General features: G+C 59.4%; 18 protein-coding genes and 2 pseudogenes. 10 read left to right on the top strand and 10 right to left on the bottom strand.

The genetic code is table 11. From position 1 onward, the window contains the following. The first annotated feature begins 51 nt into the window (after positions 1 to 51). From QN084_RS17330 to QN084_RS24095, 4 genes and pseudogenes are all read left to right on the top strand, one after another. A complete protein-coding gene (locus QN084_RS17330; RefSeq protein ID WP_069694845.1) occupies positions 52 to 378 on the top strand; it encodes a TfoX/Sxy family protein in 327 nt (108 codons plus the stop codon). Further along, a pseudogene (locus tag QN084_RS24105) lies at positions 278 to 520 on the top strand (hypothetical protein); the annotation flags it as partial. The gene QN084_RS17330 and the pseudogene QN084_RS24105, both read left to right, overlap by 101 nt. A gap of 50 nt (positions 521 to 570) precedes the next feature. Continuing rightward, the gene (locus QN084_RS24100; RefSeq protein WP_259362887.1) at positions 571 to 939 is read left to right on the top strand and encodes an SDR family NAD(P)-dependent oxidoreductase; all 369 of its coding nucleotides are present in this window, start codon (positions 571 to 573) and stop codon (positions 937 to 939) included. After that, positions 857 to 1,303, top strand: coding sequence for a Rossmann-fold NAD(P)-binding domain-containing protein (locus QN084_RS24095; protein ID WP_259362886.1), 447 nt, complete (start codon positions 857 to 859; stop codon positions 1,301 to 1,303). The genes QN084_RS24100 and QN084_RS24095 overlap by 83 nt, the downstream gene beginning before the upstream one ends. A gap of 64 nt (positions 1,304 to 1,367) precedes the next feature. Here QN084_RS24095 and QN084_RS17320 read toward each other — a convergent pair whose 3' ends face one another. The 4 genes and pseudogenes from QN084_RS17320 to QN084_RS17310 all read right to left on the bottom strand — a co-directional run. Continuing rightward, entirely contained in the window at positions 1,368 to 2,045 is a 678-nt protein-coding gene (locus QN084_RS17320) for an ABC transporter ATP-binding protein (protein ID WP_285750483.1), read from the bottom strand. 4 nt (positions 2,046 to 2,049) lie between these two features. Further along, positions 2,050 to 4,011 carry a bacteriocin-associated integral membrane family protein gene (locus tag QN084_RS17315; protein ID WP_069694847.1) on the bottom strand — a complete coding sequence of 654 codons (1,962 nt, stop codon included), beginning with the start codon at positions 4,009 to 4,011 and terminating at the stop codon, positions 2,050 to 2,052. A 63-nt stretch (positions 4,012 to 4,074) separates the two neighbouring features. After that, entirely contained in the window at positions 4,075 to 4,374 is a 300-nt protein-coding gene (locus QN084_RS24090; RefSeq protein ID WP_079941104.1) for a lactococcin 972 family bacteriocin, read from the bottom strand. Positions 4,375 to 5,447: 1,073 nt separating this feature from the next. After that, positions 5,448 to 6,113 (bottom strand): annotated as a pseudogene (locus QN084_RS17310) (transposase); the annotation flags it as partial. Between the two features lie 153 nt (positions 6,114 to 6,266). On the opposite strand from QN084_RS17310, the gene QN084_RS17305 reads away from it, so the two are divergent. Beyond that, the gene (locus QN084_RS17305; RefSeq protein ID WP_069694876.1) at positions 6,267 to 7,508 is read left to right on the top strand and encodes a flavin-containing monooxygenase; all 1,242 of its coding nucleotides are present in this window, start codon (positions 6,267 to 6,269) and stop codon (positions 7,506 to 7,508) included. A 17-nt stretch (positions 7,509 to 7,525) separates the two neighbouring features. Here the strand turns inward: QN084_RS17305 and QN084_RS17300 are convergent, their stop codons facing one another. Beyond that, the gene (locus QN084_RS17300) at positions 7,526 to 7,882 is read right to left on the bottom strand and encodes a trypco2 family protein (RefSeq protein WP_069694848.1); all 357 of its coding nucleotides are present in this window, start codon (positions 7,880 to 7,882) and stop codon (positions 7,526 to 7,528) included. Positions 7,883 to 8,080: 198 nt separating this feature from the next. Here QN084_RS17300 and QN084_RS17295 point away from each other — a divergent pair, with 198 nt between their 5' ends. Beyond that, positions 8,081 to 8,701, top strand: a complete 621-nt coding sequence (locus tag QN084_RS17295; protein ID WP_207605002.1) for a D-Ala-D-Ala carboxypeptidase family metallohydrolase — start codon at positions 8,081 to 8,083, stop codon at positions 8,699 to 8,701. A gap of 27 nt (positions 8,702 to 8,728) precedes the next feature. After that, positions 8,729 to 13,024 (top strand): trypsin-like peptidase domain-containing protein, encoded by a 4,296-nt coding sequence (locus QN084_RS17290; RefSeq protein WP_083261986.1) that lies wholly within the window; start codon positions 8,729 to 8,731, stop codon positions 13,022 to 13,024. On the opposite strand, the gene QN084_RS17285 is transcribed toward QN084_RS17290, so the two are convergent. After that, positions 12,934 to 13,953 carry a GrpB family protein gene (locus QN084_RS17285; RefSeq protein WP_083261987.1) on the bottom strand — a complete coding sequence of 340 codons (1,020 nt, stop codon included), beginning with the start codon at positions 13,951 to 13,953 and terminating at the stop codon, positions 12,934 to 12,936. The genes QN084_RS17290 and QN084_RS17285 overlap by 91 nt on opposite strands. Positions 13,954 to 14,079: 126 nt before the next feature. Beyond that, positions 14,080 to 14,694, bottom strand: coding sequence for a dihydrofolate reductase family protein (locus QN084_RS17280; protein WP_069694851.1), 615 nt, complete (start codon positions 14,692 to 14,694; stop codon positions 14,080 to 14,082). 393 nt (positions 14,695 to 15,087) lie between these two features. On the opposite strand from QN084_RS17280, the gene QN084_RS17275 reads away from it, so the two are divergent. Continuing rightward, positions 15,088 to 15,294, top strand: coding sequence for a hypothetical protein (locus QN084_RS17275; RefSeq protein WP_069694852.1), 207 nt, complete (start codon positions 15,088 to 15,090; stop codon positions 15,292 to 15,294). A 90-nt stretch (positions 15,295 to 15,384) separates the two neighbouring features. Here QN084_RS17275 and QN084_RS17270 read toward each other — a convergent pair whose 3' ends face one another. After that, positions 15,385 to 18,540 (bottom strand): DEAD/DEAH box helicase, encoded by a 3,156-nt coding sequence (locus QN084_RS17270; RefSeq protein ID WP_069694853.1) that lies wholly within the window; start codon positions 18,538 to 18,540, stop codon positions 15,385 to 15,387. Between the two features lie 372 nt (positions 18,541 to 18,912). Between QN084_RS17270 and QN084_RS17265 the strand changes: the two genes are divergently transcribed. Further along, positions 18,913 to 19,185, top strand: a complete 273-nt coding sequence (locus tag QN084_RS17265) for a hypothetical protein (protein ID WP_083261988.1) — start codon at positions 18,913 to 18,915, stop codon at positions 19,183 to 19,185. A gap of 90 nt (positions 19,186 to 19,275) precedes the next feature. Here QN084_RS17265 and QN084_RS24085 read toward each other — a convergent pair whose 3' ends face one another. Beyond that, entirely contained in the window at positions 19,276 to 19,455 is a 180-nt protein-coding gene (locus QN084_RS24085; protein ID WP_182264053.1) for a PLDc N-terminal domain-containing protein, read from the bottom strand. Positions 19,456 to 19,759: 304 nt separating this feature from the next. Next, entirely contained in the window at positions 19,760 to 21,013 is a 1,254-nt protein-coding gene (locus tag QN084_RS17260; protein ID WP_069694856.1) for an NYN domain-containing protein, read from the bottom strand. Between the two features lie 185 nt (positions 21,014 to 21,198). On the opposite strand from QN084_RS17260, the gene QN084_RS17255 reads away from it, so the two are divergent. After that, positions 21,199 to 22,386 (top strand): TerC family protein, encoded by a 1,188-nt coding sequence (locus tag QN084_RS17255; protein ID WP_069694857.1) that lies wholly within the window; start codon positions 21,199 to 21,201, stop codon positions 22,384 to 22,386. Positions 22,387 to 22,562 lie beyond the last annotated feature (176 nt).

The raw sequence follows: 22,562 nt of genomic DNA, 5'->3' as shown, positions 1-22,562 counted from the left end.
GGCCGTAATTGCCGCACCCCATTAGTTCCTCACGACGCAGGAGTTCAAATTATGCAGATGCCCGAGCCCTCAGAGGAAGACAAGGAACCGATGTTCGGCAACCTGGGTGCGTTCGTGAACGGCAACATGTTCGCAGGCCTATTCGGCCCCACAATCGGCGTGAAGCTTTCCGACGCTGACAGGGCCGCACTGGAAGCTGAAGAAGTAACCCAACCCTTCGGGCCGGAGGAACGGCCCATGGGCGGCTACGTCGGCTTGCCCGAAGCATGGAACAGCGATGCTGCACAGGCTGAGCCGTGGGTGGCACGTGCCTTCGCCCATGTGGCAGAGTTCCCGCCCAAGGCGCCTAAAGCCAAGGCGAACAAGCCAAAAAAGTAGGCTCCCCCACCAACGCACTCTCGCCAAACACGACCGGAAGTGCTGTGATCGAGCTATGTCCTCCATGACCGGACGAACAGCACTTATGACCGGTTCCACCAGCGGCCTTGGCAAGGCCATCGCGACTGCGCTGGCCCGAGAAGGAGGGACCGTCGTCGTGGTTGGCCGTACGGCTGCCCGGCAGAAGGCGCGATGCGCGACATTCGTGGCAAAGTTCCGAACGCCGCGCTGGAGCCGCTGGCCTGTGACCTCTCAAGCCAGGCCTCGATCCGGCAAGCAGTGGACGAGTTCCTGTCCCGGCACCAGAAGCTCAATGTGCTGGTCAACGCCGCCGGTGTTTTCCGGAAGGAGCGTGAGGTGACGCCGGACGGTTTGGAGGTCACGTTCGCCACCAACGTGATGGGGCTACTTCCTGCTGACCAATCAGCTCACGGACGCGCTCAAGCTCGGGAGCGCCGAGGATGCGTGGACGTCGCGGGTGGTCAATATTGCGTCGAAGTATTCGGGTGGCCCACAAGTCACCAAGATCGACTTCGAGGATCTGCAAAGCGCCAAGGGTAAATACAGTTTCACCCGCTCCACGCCGCCAACCATGCTCGGCCGGGTTCTGTTGACGCAGGAGTTCGCCGAGCGCCTTCGCGAGTCCAACGTAGTGGTGAATGCCGTGCACCCGGACCTTATCAAAAACACGGGCCTGCTGCAGGACGTGCGCGGCCCCTTCCGCTGGTTGACAAACACATTCAGCAAACCGGCTGAGGAAGCCGCAGATACGCCCGTGTGGCTGGCGACGTCGCCGGAGACTGCTGCGGTGACGGGCAAACTCTGGGCGAAGCGCAAGGAATTGCCAACTCCAGGCATGGGTTCCGACCTGGCCGCGCGGAAGCGGCTGTGGGTGGAGTGCACGCGGCTGGCGAAGATCCTCTAGTTCAACAGGGGCGAGTTATCGCTTGCTCTCCGCTGTATCGGAGGAAGATCTTGAGCCGCCTCAGTCATACCGAGAGATGAGAATCCCGCTGGCTCGGGGTTGGCTCTCCACCGAGCAGGATAAGATCGTCGCCAGCGGCCATGAGGTCCTCATCGTGTGTGGCTACGACGACGGTCGCGCCCCGACGGGCCTCCTCTATGAGGAAGTTGATAACTAGTTCACGGTTTCTTCGATCGAGCGACGCAGTCGGTTCATCTGCGAGCACGACATCGGCGCCGCGGAACATCGCCCGTGCCAGGCCGACGCGTTGTTTCTCGCCGCCACTGAGCCGAGCAGTCTGTTCCTTCCCACGACCCGACAGCAAAACGTGGCTGAGGACCTGGTCAGCACGTTTGCGGTCAGGCTGCCGTAGACCAAATAGTCCGCGTCGGCCGACCGTTACGTTGTACTCCACGCTTGATTCATCTATAAGTCCGTAGTCTTGGAACACGAATGCAACATGGTCTCGCCAAAAACGGCGACGGCGGGCGTCATTCCATTTTGTGGCGTCCTGTCCACCGACTACAACGGTGCCAGCATCCGTGCGACTCAACAGTCCAAGAACGTTCAGGAGAGTTGTCTTTCCACTGCCGCTCTTACCTGCCAGAACGAGCATTCGTCCTGGTTCGGCCTGTGCGGTAGCAGACTTCAGGACGGACTTGCCGTCAATGACAATCGAAACTCCATCGGCACGTAATTGCATATGACTATCCTCTCCGTGCGAGTGTAGTGCGGAATGTTATGGTCGCAGCCCATTGATGAATGAGCCATACAACGGTCAAATATGCGAACGGGGCGATGCCGGAGATCCAGATATTAGACGGAGAGGCCGCCCCAAACGACATAGCCATCGCCGAGCCGAATAAAAGAGCGGAACCTGCTTCCCATAACATTCTTGGCTGAAGAATGGACCTCCACGATAATCCCGCGGTGCGTTGAACGAACCACCGATGACGTCTCAGAAGTGCGAAGATCCAAGCCGTTACGCTGAGGCACATAACGAGCGCTAATACTGCAATGGCAATTGCTGCGGCACCGAGTTGAGCGTTTCGCTGTTTCGTCTGCGCATCGTACAGGCCCAGGTCTGCGATCCGGTCGATTGATAGGATGTCCGAGCTTATTCCCCGCTGCTCTACTAGCGCTTTTAACTGTTCCGGATCAGTGAACACAATATTTCCCCTGCTCATGGCTGAAGCCAGGAAGGCGTCGTCGAACTGGGTGAGATCATTTACTGAGATGATCAGAGGGAGCTGATTCGTGTCCAGCGTTCCCGCCCTGCCTCCTGACACAGCGATTGGGGCCTCACCGGTGCTGCCGTAGAAGCGAACATCCGGTGCTTTTCTCGACGTGGTCCACAGCTCCAGATTCGGTAGAAGTTGACCCCGGATCGAATCAGGCAGCTCTTGAACTGAATGGACAGCACTGACAAGTTCCCAGGTGGCTCCGCCCGCACGATTGACGGTATCAAGGAAGGGTTCCCCTGTAAGGACGACGCTGTCGAAGCCGAGATCTTCAAGATCTTTTCCAGCCGCTTCATCTACTAAGTTGACCGTGTCGGAGCTCAATGACATGGAGAACATTGCGGCGTCCCGCCTCACAAGATCCCTGATGAGACCGGCGAACGCCGCACTTTCGGCGTCCCCCAAGCGGTTCGCCACACGGACAGTTACGCTGTCCCCCATAGATTCCCATAGCGCGCCCTGAGCGGTAGCAGCGGAAGCATTTGTCACCACACCCGACGCTGTGGGCACGATTGCGGCCACGATGACTACGGCAGCTACTTTCAGGACTTCGCTGATCACCCACGAACCTCGCTCAGAAGGTCTTCTGGCCGCAATATCACGCACAGTGGGCAGGGAGAGCATCCCCATGATCAGGGCAACAGCGACGGCGAAGGCTGTGACCGCACCAGTAAACAGCATGAGTGTCGAGATGAAGAATCCCGCTCGACCAAACCCGGTGACTATTATGCCTAGGACGGAAATCGCGAAGGTTGCCACAACAGGCACGGCTAACGCTCCGAATAGCGAACGAAGGTCCGTTAAGACGACGGTTGATAGGCGCATACCGGCCAAGACCCGCAACTCTCGGCCGTGAGCACGCAGAACGTACCAGGACATGACGATCGCTCCCAGCAACAGTATTGCTGCTGACATCGGCACCCATGCTCCAACTGTCAGGAGTGCATACGTGAGCAAGCCAACTGTTGTTTTTTCCTTCAGGGCAGCGTCGGCTCCTAGCTCGCTCTTCGCCCAAGTTTGGAAGGATTTCGCTTGAGAATCGCTCCCCTTTATTGCGTATACGCCGTTCAGGGATGTGAAGCCAAGCTCGCTGGACTTGGCGACTGTTCCGCTCATCGTTGGGGAGAACCAATCAATCTCCGTATCTCGGATTCCTCCGGAGCCGAACACAAATGCAAGTCGTTTGTCCAAAAAGTCATCTGGGGCGCTTGCCACTCTAATTATGCCGACGCCAGCAGAGTCAGCGTATTGGTCCAGTGAGGCAATGACTTCACCACGCGGCATTGGACTGTTGTCGAAACGCATTGACGCCACATAGTCAGCGTCCGGCAAACCGTCCAGATCCGCCGCAGCCGAATAGACACCGGCAACCAAAGCAATCAGTGCTGCGATTGCCACAGCGGCAAAACGGACAAGTATTTTCAACATTTTTCATCCTATAACCTTTGCACTGCACCGCTTCGAAGCGGTGCAGCGCAAAGGTCTGTTCAATTAGCAAAGACGGTAGTAGGCGCGGTTGTCCTGGAAACTCGTGGTAGGTTGCGCGTTGTTCGCCCACGAGTTCGCAGCCATGTTTGGCGAGGACGAGTAGCCCCAGTCATTTTGCGTCGACGATGCGTGACAAACGTTTTGATTGAAATAGTCGGAGTACAGGTGCACTCCAGCTGTTACCCCATAGTTCCAGGTGCCACCTTCGGCTGGAGACACTGTCGCGGCTATCGCCGCTGCACCTCCGGCTGCCGACAACCCCACCGCGAGAGCCGCTGCTGCAATGGTACGTCGAATATTCATCTCTATTCCCCCTCGAAACTAATTTCTACTTTCATTGCCTTTAGCATGCCCATGACGGGTACTGCCTGTGCGACGAAATGATTAAAACTGCAAAAGATTATTGTCCTGTTTTAGCTAGTTCTTCACCTCCTCTGCTGGAGTCGCAAACTGCAGTGCAACTCTGGATAAGCAGTCCAAATGGCATCGCTAGTTGTAGTCTAAACGCGCAAAGGTCAATCTGGACCATGCTATTTGTCAAATTTGGGAATAACTTCAAGCTAAGTCCAGAGAGTCTTGATTGCCCTGGATCAGAGCCATCCGGTTATGCGGCGTTCCTAGACGGTGACCCGGGAGATACGAAATGAAGAGCTGCGGAATGTTCTTTCAATAAATTCATTGTTCCCCCAAAAACAAGAATCGAAGCGAATCGGGATGCCGCTTGTCGCTGGCGCACTTCTCATCGATTCGTGATAGCCGTATGAGAACAGGCAACTACGGCGATTGGACTTTGTCAATGAATTAGTCAAATCCCACTCTTTCATTTACCCCGAGCCGTGAAATATTGCGTCTTCTAAGAGGGTCAGCGTCACGTTCCCAAACCTGTCGACACTTCTTAAGGGGATCTCCGTTTCCTGGGAGCCGATTCGTCCCCCAGGGCATAAGGAGGCATCCCTCTATCTCGACATGAACCCCGGAATCACGTCACCGTTTGATGCCAATGCACCCCGAAAGAATGCCCAACAGCATTTGTTCGGGAGAATTGTGGAGCTGGACAGGCCGCTGTTCGATCCGGTGCTGCCAGGGTCGCGGCATAGGCAGCCGAAAGCCGCCCACCAGTCCGCTCCACTACGATGCCGTAGGTGCTGGAGATCGCCAGCGGCACCATGTAGACCAAGCCCAGCAAGACCAGAGACGGAACGCGGAGGACACGGCTCCAACCTTGGGAAGGAGGGACTGCCCCGGGATTCGTTGACTCTCGGGGTCGATAGTTTTCAGGCGGCTTGGAGGCCGCTTTCGATTGTCGCACGATGGCCAAGCGTAGTTCCTGTCGTGAGGTCCAGCGTTCTCGGTCCAGCACGTTTTTCTGCAGCAGGGAGCCATAGCCGGTCCGGTGCCGCGGCGGTAAAGTCCCGACCGACGAGGTCGTCATGGACTGGTGGGCCCGCCTTACGGTTCAAGCCCCGCTTCTTGGCGAAAACAGACCAAATCCGCTGGCTGCGGCACAGCCGCTGCACCCGGTTCTCCCCGGCACTGATGCCGTAGGCCGGCAGTTCATCGGCGGTGAACCGGTACCCGAAGGCCGGGTCGTCGCGTTGGATGTCAAGAGCCGCATTGATCAGTGCGCATCAGCCCTGTCCCGGTCGGAAACGGGGTTGGCCTTCCATTTGTAGAACGCCTGCTTGGAGAAGCCAAGCACCCGGCAGGTCACCGCCACGGACATCCCGTCGGCGGCACGGTCAAGGACCAGCGGGAAGCTCATTTGGGGGCAGTTCCCTGGCGAAGAACGCCGCGGCCCGGCGCAGGATCTCGTTCTCCTGTTCAAGAAGCCGGATCCGCGTCTTTGCCTCCCGTGACTGGGCGGTTTCCTTCTCGGTCATGCCGGGACTGACGCCGTCCTCGACGTCGGCTTTCTTCAGCCAGCTATGGAGAGTGGCTTCGGAGATCCCGATGTCCTCGGCGATTTACGCCAGCGGGGCTTCATGCTTCGGAGCAACGGCTACGACGTCGAGGCGGAACTCGACGGGGTAGGGCTCAGGCACAGGAACATCCTTCCTGGAAGGACAGAATCCTGCCAGGTTAGGAGTCAACCAAACCGGGGGCAGTCCCTACAGGTAGTCACTTGAAAGATGGCCGTATCGGTCGAATGCCGAAACCCATCCCCAATCGCCGCCTCCGGGCGTACAATCCACGCCATGGGATCCGCCCCAGATACCGTGATCATCGGCGCCGGCCAGGCCGGTCTCGCCACCAGCTACTGGCTCACGCAGGTCGGCGTCGAGCACCAAATCCTCGAACGGCGCGACTCCCTCGGCGGTGCCTACCAGGACCGATGGGACGGGTTTTTCATGAACACCCCCAACTTCACGCTGGACCTCCCCGGTATGCCCTACACCGGCGACGCCCCGGACGACTTCCTGCCGCGTACCGCCGTCGTCAATCTACTCAGGCGCTACGCCGATGTAATCAACGCCCCTGTCCTGACTGGCGTGGACGTCACCCGCCTTTCCGCCTCAAACGGCACCTTCAGCTTCGAAACTTCGCAAGGCAGGCTCGCGGCCAAGAAGGTGGTCCTCGCGACCGGCGCCTACCAGGTGCCCAGGCTGCCCGCCATGGCCGCCAAGCTCCCCAAGGAAGTCAGGCAACTCCACACGCACCACTACCGCAGTCCACAGCAGCTCCCCGATGGCGCCGTCTTGATTGTCGGCACCGGTCAGTCGGGCGGGCAGATCGCCGAGGAACTGCACGAGGCCGGCCGCGAAGTCCACCTTGCCGTGTCCACTTGCCCCGAAGCTCCCCGCCGATACCGCGGCCACGACATCCTTTACTGGCTCCTCGAAACCGGTAAACACGGCCCCGAATACGGCGTGAACGCCCTCACCCGCGAGGCACTCCCCTCCCCCGCCGCGCGCCTCGCCTGCAACCCGCTGCTCTCCGGCACCGACGGTGGCCACGACATCCACCTCCGTGAACTCGGCCGCCGCGGCATGCACCTGCACGGCCGTTTGGAAAACATCGACGACGGCGACCTCACCTTCACCGACGACCTCCCCGAACGCCTCGCAACAGTCGAGGCCGGGTTCAACAACCGGATGCGGAAAGCCATCGACGGATATATCGCAGCAGCCGGCATTGACGCACCCGAGCAGCCGACCGTGCCCTACGATGACTGGCTACCGTCCGAGCCGGCTACCGTGAACCTGGCCGACGCCGGCATCACGTCCGTGGTGTGGGCGACGGGGTACGGACTGGACTTCTCTTTTCTGAACATGCCGCTGCTTGATGAGTGGGGCTACCCGAAGCAGAAAGCAGGCGTCACCGAGCAGGCCGGGTTATTCGTCGTGGGACTCCCGTGGCTGACGAGGCACTACTCGTCGATCCTGGGCGGGGTGGGCATGGACGCGAAGCTGCTTGCCGACAACGTGGCGCACGCCTGAGGACGCTCACCACAGGATTACCCCGCGTCCCCGTCAGCTGAACTGTCGTCAAAGCTGCGCCCGTCCGACGCGGCGTCGTCCTCTACAAGCAGTTCCTCCGAGCCGTGAAGTGGGCTCAAAGACAACTTCAGAGTCTGCGTCGAGGCAGCTTCCCTGGACGCTTCTGCTCCCGCTTCCACAAGCCACCACTTGATGCCGGCTTTACCACCGACGGCCTTGGTTACCGCGGTTTCCAAGGTCAGCTCAATGCTGTCTACGCGGAACCTGACCTCGCTCCCGGTGCCGGCCACCATGGCCTCCCAAAGCTCCTGCCTTAACGATTGGATAGCCTCTGCCAACCCGATGCCGGGAGAAGCCTTTTCCATTTCAGTCATCTGCACCGCTCCTAAACCTGATGAAATGCCAATAATCAGGGACTTGGGTTTTCCCGTCAAGGTATGTCCAATGCGGAGCCAAAAAGAATAATGAATTTGAAATCCTGCAATACCAGCGGCGGCATCGGTGCACTAGAATCGCACCACGGTGGCTTGCCTGGGGGTTCAAGTACTCCGGATCGGACGACGAGGAGTGTCATGGAGAATCAACGAGGATCCGCCATGCAAGGCGACGAAAATGTTAACGGGAAATCCCTTAGCGCAAGCCCCGTAGTCTACCCGTCCGGGGCGTCCTTCGCGGCTGTAGCCGAAGAAGAAGCGGGAATCACCTACTCGGATCCGGTCGACGACGGGCGGGTTCCGCTCATCAGGCTCGAGGACAATCTCCGGACTCACTTATCGCCTAATTTCACGGTCGGGAGCTTCGTGGGCAAAGTAGGACGCGACTACCAGTATGCCCGGATCTCCGTAGATTTAGTGCGAACAATTCAGGCAATTCAGGAGCGTGCCCAAGCCCCTTTGTTGATCGTTTCGGGGTATCGGCCTCCAGCGGTGAATGAGCTCATTAAGGGCGCAGATCAGAGCCCGCATATTGCGGGACGGGCTGCAGACTTCAAGATCAGCGGGATTGAACCTCTGGAAGTGGCCGCACTGGCTCTTGATGAGATGGGCCCACACGTCGGTATTGGCCTTGGCGCCGGAACCATCCACATCGAGCTGCGTGACGACCTGAAGTCGTGGGTTTACACGGGTGCCAAGCTTAGCCACGAAGAATTTTCTGCCTGGGTGCATGAAAGGACAGAAAAAGCGTCACTGTAGGCCCGGAGCGGAAAGCGGGGTACCTCAATGGCTCTCCTTGAGACCGGACGTGTAGTCAACATTACGTACCAATTCCACGGTCAGCCACGGGTAGGGTCCGGGCTCATGGTTGGTGGTTCCGTAGTACTCACCGCTGACCACGTCGCCAAGGGCTCTGGTCATGAAGTTCTGGGGCTGGAGGGTACGTACCCCGCCAGTGTCTTGGTGCGTTCCGGATCGGCCACCGTGGACATAGCCTTGTTGTCCTTAGACGGCGCCCCTGACCTGCCTTTCCTGACGTTCGGACGGGTCGAACGGCAGAATCTGGAGGTCCTCCACGATTGCACGGCCGTGGGTTTCCCTCGTTTCAAAGCTGTCAGCGGAGGTCGCATCGCTGTTCATGCTTACGGGAGCATCCCCACGGCGGAGGGACTCCGTGCCGTCCCCGGCCAGGGCTTGGTTCCCGGATATTTGGCCTTGAAAGTGGAGAACACGCCCAGGGATTGGCCACCCATTGCACCAGGAGACCTGGAAACGTCCCAGTGGGCCGGAATGTCCGGTTCTGCGGTTTTGTCCGCCACGAATGACCTCATCGGAGTGGTCCGCCATCACAATCCCAGTGAGGGGCCAGGAAGTCTCGCTTTAACTCCCATCGAAGCAATTGATACTCTGCCCGAGGCCACCAGGGAGGTCTTCTGGCGCCATCTTGGCTTGAACGGACCCGAGGACCTTAAGCTCCTCCCCCGCAAGGAGGCCAAGCCTGATCTCAGCAGGGCCTTTACCCCGCTGTTCAGGAGCAGGCGAAGTGACGGATTCGTCGGGCGACGACAGGAGATTGCGGCTCTATCCGCTTTTGCAGACGGGCCGGGCGGCGTGTTGGCCGTCACCGGCCGTCCCGGATTTGGAAAGACTTCACTACTGGCTGAGTTTGCCCAGCAAATGGGCGCCCGCGCCGCTTTCCACTTCTTTACGAGCAGATATGACCCGTACTGGTTGGACGAGGTATTTTTCCTCAGGAACGTCCTGCAGCAGTTATCCCCTGACCCATTAGCTGATGATTACCCGCATTTGGACCGGTTGTCTCTTCAGTCCATGCTGCACCAGCGCCTGAGCGAAGCAACCCGTAGCAATGGAACTCCCGATGTGCTCATATTGGATGGCATCGACGAGATCCAAGGCTGGTCGATTGCCAATTACGTGGCAGGCGCATCTCCCAAGCACCTTCACGTCATAGTTTCCATCCGTGACACGGGGCAGGAATGGCGGAGCAAGTACCGCTTGCAAGGACCGGACGTCAAGGAATTGCGGCTCGACGGCTTCGGTGAGAAGTCCGTCGTCGAACTTTTCTCGGCCACCGGCCCGCACACTGCAGCGCTGATCCAAAGGCCGGGAGCTCTGGCCGCCGTCATGAGGGCGGCTGCTATCGGCCCTCTGGATGCAACCACCAACGGGGCAGCAACACATGCCGACCCCCTGTACATCGGCCTCCTGGCCAAGGAAGCTCTGGAAAAGGAGTTTGACGTGGCAGATCTCGAGCAGCAGCCCGAGGGGTTGGCGGCGTACTTGGACGTTTGGTGGCAGGAGCTCCTGGATGTGGCCGGAGAGCGTCCGGCGCTGTTGCTCTTCGCCACGTTGGCTGCTGCCCACGGGCCCCTTGCGCGAAGTGACCTTGAAGCGCTTGTTCCGGAGGCTTTCGCTGATCCCACAGGAATGCTCCGCGACCACTTTGACCGCAACATTCTCCCCAAAATCCGCCGGCTGATCATGGGAAACGATGCCGTTGGCTACACGTTGGCGCATCCGCGGTTCGGGCAGCATCTGTCCACAAAGTTCACAGCCGACGTCCTTCAGTCAGTTCAGGAGCGGCTGCTGGAATACAGCCGTAACTGGTCCCGCAACGCTAGCGGGTACGCGCTGACACACCTCCCCGTTCACACCGCCGAGGTGCGGCCGAATGAGCTTGCCGCTCTCTACCAAGACGCGCACTATCTGGCGAAAGCAATTGGCACTCTTGGTGTGGACCGGGTCATCGGCACGCTTCGCCGCGTGCAGTCCGAGGCGCAGCTGAGCCACGAGGATGGGAAGTCGCTGCATAGGAGCCGCATGGTCCTTGAGCACGAGGCCCACAATTTCCGCGCAGAAGCCGATGGCGCTGCAGGAACCTCCGAGGCGTACGCGGCCGGACAGCTCGCCTTGCAGGCCCTGGTGATGAACGACCGCGAACTCTATGAGTCCGCGCGAACGTACCTCGCCCTGATCGTTCCGAACGGAATTTACCCCGCGTGGACTACCAACACCAGCAGTGACGCCCTTCTGCGAACGTTGTCCGGCCACACCTCCGTGGTGGAGCGGGCTACGATAACCGGCGGGGGTTCGCGGGTATTCACGCTCAGCCTGGACGGATCGGCCAAGCTCTGGGACATCCACACAGGTTCCCTCATACAGACTCTGCAAGATTCAGACAGTCCCATTTCCGCCGGTGCCATAACGCCCGACGGCGACATTGCCGTGACGGCCAACGGCCAGGAAGAGTCGGCGAAGGTTTGGGACGTTGAAAGCGGAAATCTCCTGTTCGTTCTGGAGGGACATACCGAAGAAGTCACCGACGTCGCCATTGCACCGAACAAAACTTTCGCCGTCACCACCAGCAGGGACGGAGCCTATGTTTGGGACCTTGCCTCCGGGAAACGGGGCCATTTCCTGAATGGTCACGAAAATTGGCTGACCTCGGTGGCCATCAGTCCGGACGGGCAAAAGGCCTTGACCACCAGCTGGGACAGCACAGCGTGTTTGTGGAACCTGGGCGACGGAAAGCTACTCTTCCGCCTCGAAGGTCACAGGGCCGGAGTGTCAAGGGGCTTGTTTTCGAGTGATTCCAAGCGGGCACTGACCATCAGCAAAGATTCCACGGCGAGGTTGTGGGATCTTGAAAACCTGGAGGTTCTGCACGAACTTTCCGGCCACGAGTCAGAGTTGACCGCCGCCGTCTTCGTTCCCGAGCGGGACGAGGCAGCAACGGCAGGACAGGACGGCACCATCCGCGTGTGGAATCTTTCTACCGGCCAAGCCACAGCGGTACTGCAGGACCATGGCCAGTGGGTGACCGACGTCGTTCCTTTCGGCCGAAACGGAAGTATTGCTTCGGCCAGGCGGGACGGAACCATTGCCATTTGGGATATCGCTTCGGCGCAGATGATCAAATCGTGGAAGGGTCATCCCGGCCCGGTGAAGAGCATTGCTATTTCCGAGTTGGGTGACCTAGCCGTCACAGCGGGCGATGATGGCTCTGCACGGGTGTGGGACTTGGCCGCCGCCATCACCGCACCAGCGCCCCACGGGCATCAGGAAGCCGTAACCTCGCTGACGTACCACAGTGAGAAGGAGGAGCTGATGTCTGCGAGCCGGGACGCAACCGTGATGGTGTGGGAGTCCGGGTCAGGAGATCGGCGTCTGGTACTGGACGACGGCGGCGGGCCGATCACAGCGCTGGCACTAGCCCCGGGAGCCGGAGTGCTGGCTACCGGGAGCGAAGACCGTTCGGGAAGACTGTGGGACCTCACCGGCGGCGGGCTGCTGAACAGGCTCACGGGCCACAAAGCCGGGGTCACGGCTGTTGCGGCCAGCGAACCTTCCACCCGGGTCATCACCGGCGCGCAGGACGGCTCGATGCTCGTCTGGGACCTGGAAGAGGGCACGCGCGTGTTGGAATTGGTAGGCCACACCAAACGGATTGCCAGCATCCGGGTCACTAAGGATGGGGCCCAAGCGGTGTCAACCAGCTGGGATGGCACCGCACGGATCTGGAACCTTGAGACGGGCGCCTGCACGAACGTCCTGGAAGCGCATCCGGGACCAGTGACTGACGCCGCCCTCGCTAAAGAAGGCCGGCTGGTTACGATCGGACACGACGACAAGCCCCGCGTATGGAATCTGGCCGACGGATCCCTGCTGGGTTGCTTGGAAGGGCACACTGGGCCGCTGTCCACGCTCGCTTTATCCCCGGACGGCGCCTCAGCCCTCACTGGCGGCTGGGACGGCAGCATCTGCCTCTGGGATCTGGAGGCCAGAACCTCCCGGCTGGTCATCGCCCCGTCGGAATCGGGAAAGATCGTAGCCGTCGCGTTCCTCGCCGACGGCGAGCATTGTTTATCGGTGAATGTCAGTGGTCTTGTTGCGCTGAGGGCTCTTGCTACAGGAGAGCTTGTTCAGAAGCTTCAGCTTCCTTCCCAACCCACGGCGGCAATTATCTGCGGTCAGGAAGGCAATCTTGTGGCAGCGGGTGAGAACTCCGGTGCCGTGACTGTGTTCGGATTTACTTCGGCTTTGGAACACTCCATGAAATGAGGCTCTTCCCGCTTCTCCGGTCGCCAGCCGTTTGAATCCACCCATGCATATAGTTGCGGCTCGACGTAATCGCGGAACCACAACTTCTTTTCTGCCGCGTAGTTCAGGGCGTTGACATCATTCGCGTACTTGCTGGCAATCCGTTGTTTCTCTGCCGCGTAACGGCGGACATGACCTGCGTCCGCCCGCATCCAGTCGCGAAAGCTGAGCGTGAAGAACCACCCAGCCGACCCTACGACCCGCACATGGATGTTGACGTGCTGAGCCGGGTCGGAGTTTACGTGAAGGTGCTTGGCCCACTGCTCGGGTTCAGGTTGGTAGCTGGTTGGCGCGTCCCACCACGTGCCCGGTACAGCCCGGTATCCTGCAGCGTCCAGATGAGCGGACACCTGATCCAGGTCGCTGACGTTCGCGACGCCGACTTGCAGGTCAATGACGTTCTTTGCCGGGAGCCCCGGGATCGACGTGGAGCCGATGTGGTCCACCCGAACAATCAAAGGGCTGGTACGCAAGATCCTCTCGGCAGCCCGCGCCGCGGTGGCCGGCCAAGCCGGATCCGGCGGACACATCGCTGCCGGCCCTTTCCGATGCTTCGGCCTGGGAGCTGCCTTGTTGCGGCTAAAGGGAAGGAGACGGTTCTCCCACAGCTGGTCCACCGCGTTGCGCAGGAGAGCCGGGTCCGTCTCCGTGAGAACCACATCCGGGCTGTGCCGCGGGCAGCAATGTTCAGAGCCGTCTGCTACCGAAAGTACGAGGTCGAATTTGGAGGTCGGAAGAGATCTATCCGCGCAGCTCACCAGAATCCGGCTGTCCCGTTCCTGGCCCAGCTCCGGCGCTGAACGTGCATGGATGACCGCACCATGATCAGTTAGCCGCTCCACGACCAGGGGCGAGAACTCGTTCCCTGATACGACTCCGACGTTCAGCATGGGAACAGCATAGGTCCGGGGTGGTGGTGGGTGAGTAAGCAACCCGCCTACGGGACCGACGGAGGCCACGACATCCGCCTTCGATTGATTGTCGAGCGGTCTTGGGCACAGCGCGCGGACGGAGCCTTAACCGATTTCGGTCATATCCCCCACCCCAGGCGTCCCGTCAACCAAGGCATAGCGCTGCATCACCGCACCCTTCGGCGAGGCAACAACCGGTTCGATAAGTTGAAGGCTCGTCGGGCCCACCCCGCCGGCGAACACCTTCTTCCCACGGCCCAGAAGGATCGGGTACACCCACAGATTCAGCCGGTCGAACAGCCGCTCGGCGAACAGGGTCTGCACAAAATCAAGACTGCCGATCACGTGGATGTTCTCGTGCTTGTTGCGGAGCTCGCGCAGTGAAGCCACCACGTCAGGACCGATCTGAGACGAGCCGTCCCACTCAAGGTTCAGCGACTGACGCGAGGCCACGTACTTCGGAATGCGGTTGAATAACTGCGCGATTCCATTGTCCTGATGCGGCCAGTACGAAGCGAAGATGTCGTAGGTCCGGCGTCCGAGCAGTAGCGCGTCCATCCCCACCATCCCCGTTTCGACCTGCTCGCCAACCACATCGTCGAACAGAGGCGCCTGCCAGCCACCAAACTCGAAACCGCCCTCGGGATCTTCCTCAGGGCCGCCGGGCGCCTGCGCGACGCCGTCGAGCGTGGTGAACAGGTCAATATGGATCAGTCCCATGTCGGGTTCCTTCCCTGCTGCCCGTCGTCAGCCCAGCGACAGGATCATGTCGAGGCTTCCACACGAACCCTCACGAGGCAATGGTCACCGGAGAGGAACGACGCCGACAGTAGCTTCCGCTGTCACCCCATCCAACGTGGGTCTGAGTAACCGGGAGGAATCCTATGGTTCTTCCCGCCCGCCCACGATTCCGGTCGCGAAGTCCAGTTCGCCGTCTCCACCTGCGCCGAAGCATCCCGAATATACCGCGGCCACGACCTCCACCTCCGCGAACTCGGCCGCCGCGGCATGCACCTACGACCGTTCGGCCATCATCGACGACGGCGACATCACGTCCAGCGACGCCCCTTCCCCCAGCGCCTCGCAACAGTCAAATCCAGCTTCAAACAACCCATGCGGAAAGTCATTGACGCGACATCGCAGCCGCGGGCATCGACACAGAAGAGCAGCCTCCAACACCGGAAGACGGCTGCTGCCCTCAGCGCCAGCACGGCTAACCTGGCCCAAAAAAACATCAGGTCAATACTGTGCGCCACCGAATACAAACTCGACCTGTCCTTCATCGGCATCCCACTGCTGGGCATGCCGATGTGGCCATAAGACCGCCGTGGTGGGGAGCCTCACGGTAGGTAGTTCTCGCCGTCGAGAAAGAAAGCACCGACATCACGGGTTGAGATGCAACTCAGTCGGCTACCGGGCCACGGCTGCTGCCTTCGTGTAAACGTCGACAGGCATCGGCCGATGAAGTTTCCACGTGATACCAATAGGCTTTTCTCCAGAGTGCTGCAGGTAGTCCATCTGTCCCAGGCATGTGTAAGGAACTGTCAGGCCACTCTCGTCTTCCGCAGTATCACGGGTGAAGAGGACGATGTGTGACCCATGTGCTCGCCGGTCCAGGTAGCGCTTGCCCGTTGGACTTGTAGATGATGTTGCATTCTGCGACTCCCAGTGAAACAGCTCGGGACTAATGGCGTAGTCCTTGTACATCGTCGTCGCTGAGTGCTTCCGATCGTCCTTATTCAGGGTAACGAAGAAGGCATCCGTTGCTGTCGCAGGGCACCAGGCAACCCCCTCACGGTGCTGAACGTTCTTCCCCAGTTCCAGCGAGCCAAACTGCAGGGCCGCGAGAACTTCTTCACGTCGATAGGTTGCGTGTGTCAACAGCGGAATGTGCTGGAGCCCTGCACCGAGGCCCTTGGCAGCGTGCTTTGAGGCCGCGACTCCCAAGCTCACAATTTGCTTGATCTCACTGCACACAAATCCATAGGCACGGAGGTGGTCCAGGCCGTCGTCGTACGTCTTGAAACCGCCGCCGTCGTCCCAAAGCGTGTAGAAGAGCATTCTTGCGAACGACTGCTCTCGAGTGCCCAGCTCAGCGTAGCGGGGCGCGTCTGCAGAGACGAGCATGGAGTAGGCCTCCGCCCGCCCCGGATCGTCAACGTGGATAAGTGCGGCCATCCGCCCAAGGAGTTTCTTTTCCTCAGCACTTGATCGATCGTGATGGATGCCTTTGAGCACTGACTCAAGGGGAGAAAACCCGTCAATCAGTTGAGCTTGGCGCAGGTAGTCGGTCCAGGAGTCACGGGTCGAGCGATATATCGTCTTCACGTCGTTGCCAGACTCCCGCAGGTACGAGGCCAGTACGGTTTCGCCGTAAGACGCCACGTCGTTGATCAACTGGTTCCGATTAAAGCGAAGCTGGGCCTTGATGTTGTCCAGCACCACTTTCTGAGCCACACGATCCAACACAATTTGCGAGCCTGAAGGAAGGTACGGGAATTCTTCCTCGACAGCCTTTTCAAGTTGTTTTCGCCCATAGCCAGTGAGCGCTCTGTAGCGAAGATCGAAACGGAACTCGCGACGCTGTTGGCCGATGAAGTCCAGGACCGTGAGGACAGCCTTGTCGTCCGCGCGGCGCAAGCCTCGGCCCAACTGCTGTAGGAAAATCGTGGCGCTCTGGGTCGGCCTCAACATGAGGATGGTGTCGACCTCGGGGATGTCCAGTCCCTCGTTGAAAATGTCGACCGCGAAGATGCAATTTACTTCTCGATTACGCAGCCGGGCAAGGGCGTCTGCGCGTGCGGCCTCGTCGGTTCCGCCGTCGACGGCGACCGAGGTGATGCCGGCGTCGTTGAAAACCCGGGCCATATAGTGGGCGTGCTGGACCGAGACGCAAAAGCCAAGCGCCCGCATGTGTTCAGTGCCGACGACCTTGTCACGAAGTTCTCGGATGACCTTCGCTGCCCGAGCATCGTTACCTGTGTATAGGCGGTCAAGCTGAGCGGTATCGTAGTTGCCGCGTTTCCACTCCAAACGGCTGAGATCCACATCATCGGAAACGCCGAAGTAGTGGAACGGCACGAGAAGATCGGCATCCAGTGCGTCCCACAGCCGAAGCGCACTGGCTGTTCTTCCCTCGAAGAACTCTTTAGCGACGTTTCCGCCATCGCCGCGCTCCGGGGTAGCCGTGAGACCGAGCAACTGCTGAGGCTGCAGGTAATCAAGCAGTTGGCGATAGGTCGGCGCAAGGGCGTGGTGGAACTCATCGATGACTACGACGTCAAACTGCTCGACCTCGAAGTTGCTCACTCCCAAGGAAGCGAGCGACTGAACCGAGGCGAAAAGGTGCTTCCAGTCTTGTGGCTTGTGATCGCCCACATAGAGCTCACCAAAGGCTCCGTCCTGCAGAACATTGCGGTAAGTACGCAGGGACTGCTTCAGGATCTCTTGCCGATGAGCAACGAACAACAGAGACAATGGCCTTCCGGCCGCTTCACAGAGCCGCTTGTAATCCAGGGCGGCTATTACCGTCTTCCCAGTCCCTGTTGCTGCCACAAGGAGATTACGGTTAAACCCTTTTGACCTCTCTGCTTCCAGGTCTTCAAGCATTTCTTCTTGGTGAAGGAATGGCACGACCTCGAGTCCAGTGACAGTGTCCGGGGCCGCCGTTCGCCTCCCACCGTTGCGTTCCAGTGCGGCATCCAGCCTGTCGCCGTCTCGATCCGGATCGTAAGTCTGAAAGGCCTTTTGCTCCCAATAGCTGTCGAACGTGACCTCAAACTTCTTGAGCAACTCCGGCGTTGCAATCGAACTTAGTCGTACGTTCCACTCCAGGCCATCAAGCAACGCCGCCTGACTGAGGTTCGAGCTACCTACATAGGCAGTATCAAAGCCAGTGCGCCGCCTGAAGAGCCACGCCTTGGCATGAAGTCGGGTGGCTTGGGTTTCGTAGCTGATCTTCACTTCGGCGCCATAACGCCTGACCAGTTCATCGATCGCGCGGCGTTCTGTGGCTCCCATGTACGTGGTGGTAATGACCCTGAACTTCACACCACGCTCGTTCAACTGCTCAAGGGCAGGCTCAAGAAGCCTCAGACCTGTCCATCGCACAAAGGCGCAAAGCAAGTCGACGGTATTTGCCGATTCGATCTCCGTGCGAAGTTCAGCTGCAAGGTTGGGGTCGTCCTTGCCGTTGGTGAGAAGTGCCGAATCGCTGAGTCTAGTGGTGGGCCGTCTGAGCTGACGTCGCTTCAGTGCGTCCGGCCGGTGCAGCGAGAGCAGTTGTTGCGGGCCAGGCGTGATCTGGTCGTCGTGGTCGAGGTGTGACATGAGCCTGTTCGCGAGGGCTACGCGTTCTTCTGGCTTTGCAGCTGTGAGTGCCTTCTTTACGACTTCGGCGACGTGCCGAGAAAGCACCTCCGGTGCGTCGTCCTGGTCGACTGCGTCGACTTTCGGACTGAGGTCCGGCACGAGTGACAACCTGGTTTCGAGACTCTCAGTTTGCAGGAGTTCGTAAAGCCCCTCTGGGAGCGTTGTCTGCTCCGATCCCCCATCAAACGTATTCACTGCGCCAGGATATTTGCTTGGTGTGACATCCACCAATCTCTCCCACAACGGAGTTACGTCAGTTCTGGCACGCGGAGGACGCGTCGAAGAGAAAGTTACCGCCAGGGTCCGTGCGGGTGCCCCGCCACCAAAGTGTCACAAACCTATACGTATTTGATTGAGCCTTACACTTCTTTACGTTCGTGATTCGCGCGAACTAAATGGGGCGACAGAGTTTAGAGAACTTCGTCGTAAATGAAATGGGGAATCTTGAAGAAATCCGTATTTGTGGTGGCCGTGTCATGTTTGGCATTAGCAGGTTGCGCAGGGACACCAGCCGCGGCTCCTACCGTCACGGAAACCGCAACTGCGACCGTCACAGCCACTGCAACCGTGACAGCATCAGCCGCGCCTGCGCCGGTTGTCACACCTGCCGTCGTAGCAACCCCCGCAGCGACGACCGCGGTCATACCCGCGAATGTTGTGGGTATGAATGCCCAAGCGCTCGAAGAAGAGTTGGAAGCGCTCGGCTTTAAGAAGGTCATATTCAACTCCGACACCGGCAAGACGGTTCTGCTCCTCAGCAACTGGACTGTCACTGGCATTGACAACCCCGGAACTGAACAGGCCACAACCAAGTCAGTTGTCGTTCACGTAACCAAGTAAACGGCTCGATTGGGTCAGAGCGGTCACCGCGTTGGTCGCTCTGACCCACCACATAAGGCGCACGCTGCGACTATTACTGGTCGGGTTGCGCTAGGGCAGCTTCTTGCAGTGGAGGCTATCAGCGTGCGGACCCAGCCGCGGTCTCGCGTAGAGCCAAGCCACAACACCAAATAAGGGGACAGCCAACAACAGGAGCAGCCACAGCGTCGTCGTCTGGTCCAAGCGGTCGCCTTTCCTCACGTCGAAGATGCTCCAGAGGATAGATGCCATCACGAACACAGCCGAAATTGCGGCTAGAACAACTGGGGCCCATTGCCACGCGTTCATGAGCATTCACGCCTTGCCTTAGGGATCCCGGTGCCGGTCCGGGTAGTGGTTTACTTACGCAGTGGCACGATTGCACAGTTCATGACGCAGGCAGAGCTCCCGTTCAAGAAGACGAGCGTTCAAACGGAGACCTCGTCCCCCCGACGCTGTCATTTCGGAAATTTCGACATATTTACCCTCGAGGGCAACGGTGGTCCGGTCTGCTTCGCGCGGATCGGCCAACTGGTCAAGGCCAACTTGTCAGACCTCAGCCCTTCTCCGGGTGTCCGGCTAGCCCTCCCCCGGTCCAGGCGCGGAGCTTTGCCGCTTCGCCTTTGTCTAATTGGAGCCCGGCCACCCGGCACATACCTTCCACGTGCCCCACCCACGCCCGGGCAAGCTCGGCCGAGGACAAGCCAGCGGCGAGCGTGACCTTGGCGTAGAACAATCCCTGAATGACGTAGTTCACTGAAGAACGGGCCACAGGAACTTCCGAAGCCAAGCACTCGTCCCGGACCAATTTTGCGAGCTCATTCCGATTGGTGGTCTCAGCCAGTTTCTCGGCCAGAGTGAGCAGAATCTGCCTGTACTGCACCGTCGACAAAGCCGGGATATCCGTGACCCGTGCAATCTGATTTTGGAATGAAGCGTCTGGATCTTCCACCGTAGGGAGATCTCCCTGCGAGAACCGTTTTGCATCCCAAACCCACCCCGGTGAGGGAATAGGCGCAAACTGTATGCCGTCGTCGATGCGGGTTATCCAAGTACCGAATTTGCCTTGGCCACCCCAGTCGCTGCTTAGCGACGGATCCACAGACAATGCGCGCTGAGCAACTACCGCGGATTTGATCGGCCCCTCAGCGGCCTTGACCATCTCGCGTACCGCAGTTGCTGCACTTGAAGCTAACGAGGCCTTGGGCGCGGGCTTTGCAGTGTCCCGGGCCCGTGGGCGAGCTGGCTCCACCGCAGGAGCCGTGCTCGCCACCCCACTCAGTAGCGCAAGGAAGTCGTGCGACTGGATAACCGTGTCCGCCATCTGTCTGTATGCAGCAGCAACTGGTCCAGCGACTATCACGGTCGTTCGGCGATCAGCAGCCCGGAACCGCTGAACGAGCGACGTGAAATCTGCGTCATCCGAGGCGATAAAGAATTCCTCCACATGCGCAACGCCAGCCAGAACATCTACTGCATCCAGAACCAGATTGATGTCCGTACTGCTCTTTCCTTGTTGGGTGAGGGAAGGACAGTCGATGACCCTGAAACCTGCGCGGGTCCAATAGGTCCGGTACTTCGCGTAAACGGTCGGGTTGAGGTAGCAATTGCGAATGAGGAATCGCACGTGTTTCCCACCCGCTTCGTCCGCCTGTGTAATCGCGTCCAACCACTGGCCGGGATCAGTGGCAAACCGTTCCGCGGCAGAAGGATCAAGTGATTTGAGCCCGATATAGACGTTGTCGAAATCAACGAATATGGCTGCACGGACTCTGTTGGACGAGGTGGCCCCCACGAAAGGTACGGTCATCGCCCCATTATGGCCTTTACCATTCGACGAATCCGGCAAAGCCACCCACCAAACCCAACCACCCGCCGTCGTACGCCACTCCCCACACGCGACGCCGTAACACGGGACCCAACCCGGTAAGTTGGAGGAAGAAGTTACACGACCCTCGCTGAGTTCCACGCCCCGCCTCACGAAAGCAGGATCCAATGACTGTCTCTCCCCTGATCTGGGGCATCACCATCGTTGTCATTCTGGCGCTCTTGGCGTTCGACTACTTCTTCCATATCCGCAAGGCCCACGTCCCCACGCTGAAAGAGGCGGCGGTCTGGTCGTCCATTTACGTGGGCCTGGCTGTGCTGTTCGGCATCCTGGTCCTCGTGTTCGGCGGAGCGCAGATGGGGTCGGAGTACTTCGCCGGCTACATCACGGAGAAGGCCCTCTCCGTGGATAACCTCTTCGTCTTCCTGATCATCATGGCGAGCTTCCGGGTTCCGCGTGAGGACCAGCAGAAGGTGTTGCTGTTCGGCATCGTGTTCTCACTGATCGCCCGGACCGGCTTCATCTTCCTGGGCGCGGCTCTGATCAACTCGTTCGCGTGGGTGTTCTACCTGTTCGGCCTGATCCTCCTGCTGACCGCCGGCAACCTCCTCAAGCCCGACTCCCACGGCGACGATCAGGCGAACAACTTCATGATTCGGCTCGCCAAAAAGCTCTTCCACACCACGGATAAGTACGACGGCGACAAGCTCTTCACGGTGGTGAACGGCAAGCGTGCGCTAACCCCGATACTCCTGGTGATGGTGGCTATCGGCGGTACGGACATCCTCTTCGCGCTCGACTCCATTCCGGCGATCTTCGGCCTGACGCAGAACGTGTTCATCGTGTTCACGGCCACAGCCTTCTCGCTGATGGGTCTGCGGCAGCTGTACTTCCTGATTGATGGCCTCCTGGATCGCCTCATCTACCTTTCCTACGGACTGGCCGCGATCCTTGCGTTCATCGGCGTGAAGCTGATCCTCCACGCTCTCCACGAGAACAACCTCCCGTTCATCAACGACGGCGAGCACGTAAACGTCGTCGAGATCTCCACCGGCCTGTCGCTCAGCGTAATCTGTGGAACGCTCATCGTGACCGTGGTCCTGTCCCTGCTCAGCCCGGCCGGCAAAGCACAGACCGCCATCAACAATGCCCGCCGCCACGCCATCGACTACATGGACCTCGACTACACCGCCGACGCCGCCGAACGCGAACGCATCTACCGCGCCCTGACGGCGGAAGAGATGCAGATCGCGCAGATGCCGTTGAAGTACCGGAACAAGGCAAAGGACGTGGACAAGATCCGGGAGCAGGTTGCAGAAGCGCATCGCCAGCACGAGGAATTCCTGCGGCGGTAGCTGAGTCCGAGCTCCGATTCGATGCCTCGCTGCGTGTTAGACGCTTCCTACCGTCTAACACGCAGCTAGTCCTCTAAACGGGCAGCCGGGCGCGTCCCGAACACGGAGAACGGCCACCCCAAAAGCCCCACAAAAAAGAGGAGAACGCCTCTCCTCACTTTCAATCTATACGGCAC

The sequence above is a fragment of the Paenarthrobacter sp. R1 genome, assembly GCF_030264015.1.
Classification (GTDB): domain Bacteria; phylum Actinomycetota; class Actinomycetes; order Actinomycetales; family Micrococcaceae; genus Arthrobacter; species Arthrobacter ureafaciens.
Note: the sequence above shows the minus strand (reverse complement) of the source record. Positions and strands in the feature narration are given on the sequence as shown.

What these genes read in the sequence shown, in the direction of transcription:
- QN084_RS17330 (WP_069694845.1), top strand. Translation starts at nt 52, where the DNA reads ATGCAGATGCCCGAGCCCTCAGAGGAAGACAAGGAACCGATGTTCGGC.
- QN084_RS24100 (WP_259362887.1), top strand. Translation starts at nt 571, where the DNA reads ATGCGCGACATTCGTGGCAAAGTTCCGAACGCCGCGCTGGAGCCGCTG.
- QN084_RS17320 (WP_285750483.1), bottom strand. Translation starts at nt 2,045, where the DNA reads ATGCAATTACGTGCCGATGGAGTTTCGATTGTCATTGACGGCAAGTCC.
- QN084_RS17315 (WP_069694847.1), bottom strand. Translation starts at nt 4,011, where the DNA reads ATGTTGAAAATACTTGTCCGTTTTGCCGCTGTGGCAATCGCAGCACTG.
- QN084_RS24090 (WP_079941104.1), bottom strand. Translation starts at nt 4,374, where the DNA reads ATGAATATTCGACGTACCATTGCAGCAGCGGCTCTCGCGGTGGGGTTG.
- QN084_RS17305 (WP_069694876.1), top strand. Translation starts at nt 6,267, where the DNA reads ATGGGATCCGCCCCAGATACCGTGATCATCGGCGCCGGCCAGGCCGGT.
- QN084_RS17300 (WP_069694848.1), bottom strand. Translation starts at nt 7,882, where the DNA reads ATGACTGAAATGGAAAAGGCTTCTCCCGGCATCGGGTTGGCAGAGGCT.
- QN084_RS17295 (WP_207605002.1), top strand. Translation starts at nt 8,081, where the DNA reads ATGGAGAATCAACGAGGATCCGCCATGCAAGGCGACGAAAATGTTAAC.
- QN084_RS17290 (WP_083261986.1), top strand. Translation starts at nt 8,729, where the DNA reads ATGGCTCTCCTTGAGACCGGACGTGTAGTCAACATTACGTACCAATTC.
- QN084_RS17285 (WP_083261987.1), bottom strand. Translation starts at nt 13,953, where the DNA reads ATGCTGAACGTCGGAGTCGTATCAGGGAACGAGTTCTCGCCCCTGGTC.
- QN084_RS17280 (WP_069694851.1), bottom strand. Translation starts at nt 14,694, where the DNA reads ATGGGACTGATCCATATTGACCTGTTCACCACGCTCGACGGCGTCGCG.
- QN084_RS17275 (WP_069694852.1), top strand. Translation starts at nt 15,088, where the DNA reads ATGCGGAAAGTCATTGACGCGACATCGCAGCCGCGGGCATCGACACAG.
- QN084_RS24085 (WP_182264053.1), bottom strand. Translation starts at nt 19,455, where the DNA reads ATGGCATCTATCCTCTGGAGCATCTTCGACGTGAGGAAAGGCGACCGC.
- QN084_RS17260 (WP_069694856.1), bottom strand. Translation starts at nt 21,013, where the DNA reads ATGACCGTACCTTTCGTGGGGGCCACCTCGTCCAACAGAGTCCGTGCA.
- QN084_RS17255 (WP_069694857.1), top strand. Translation starts at nt 21,199, where the DNA reads ATGACTGTCTCTCCCCTGATCTGGGGCATCACCATCGTTGTCATTCTG.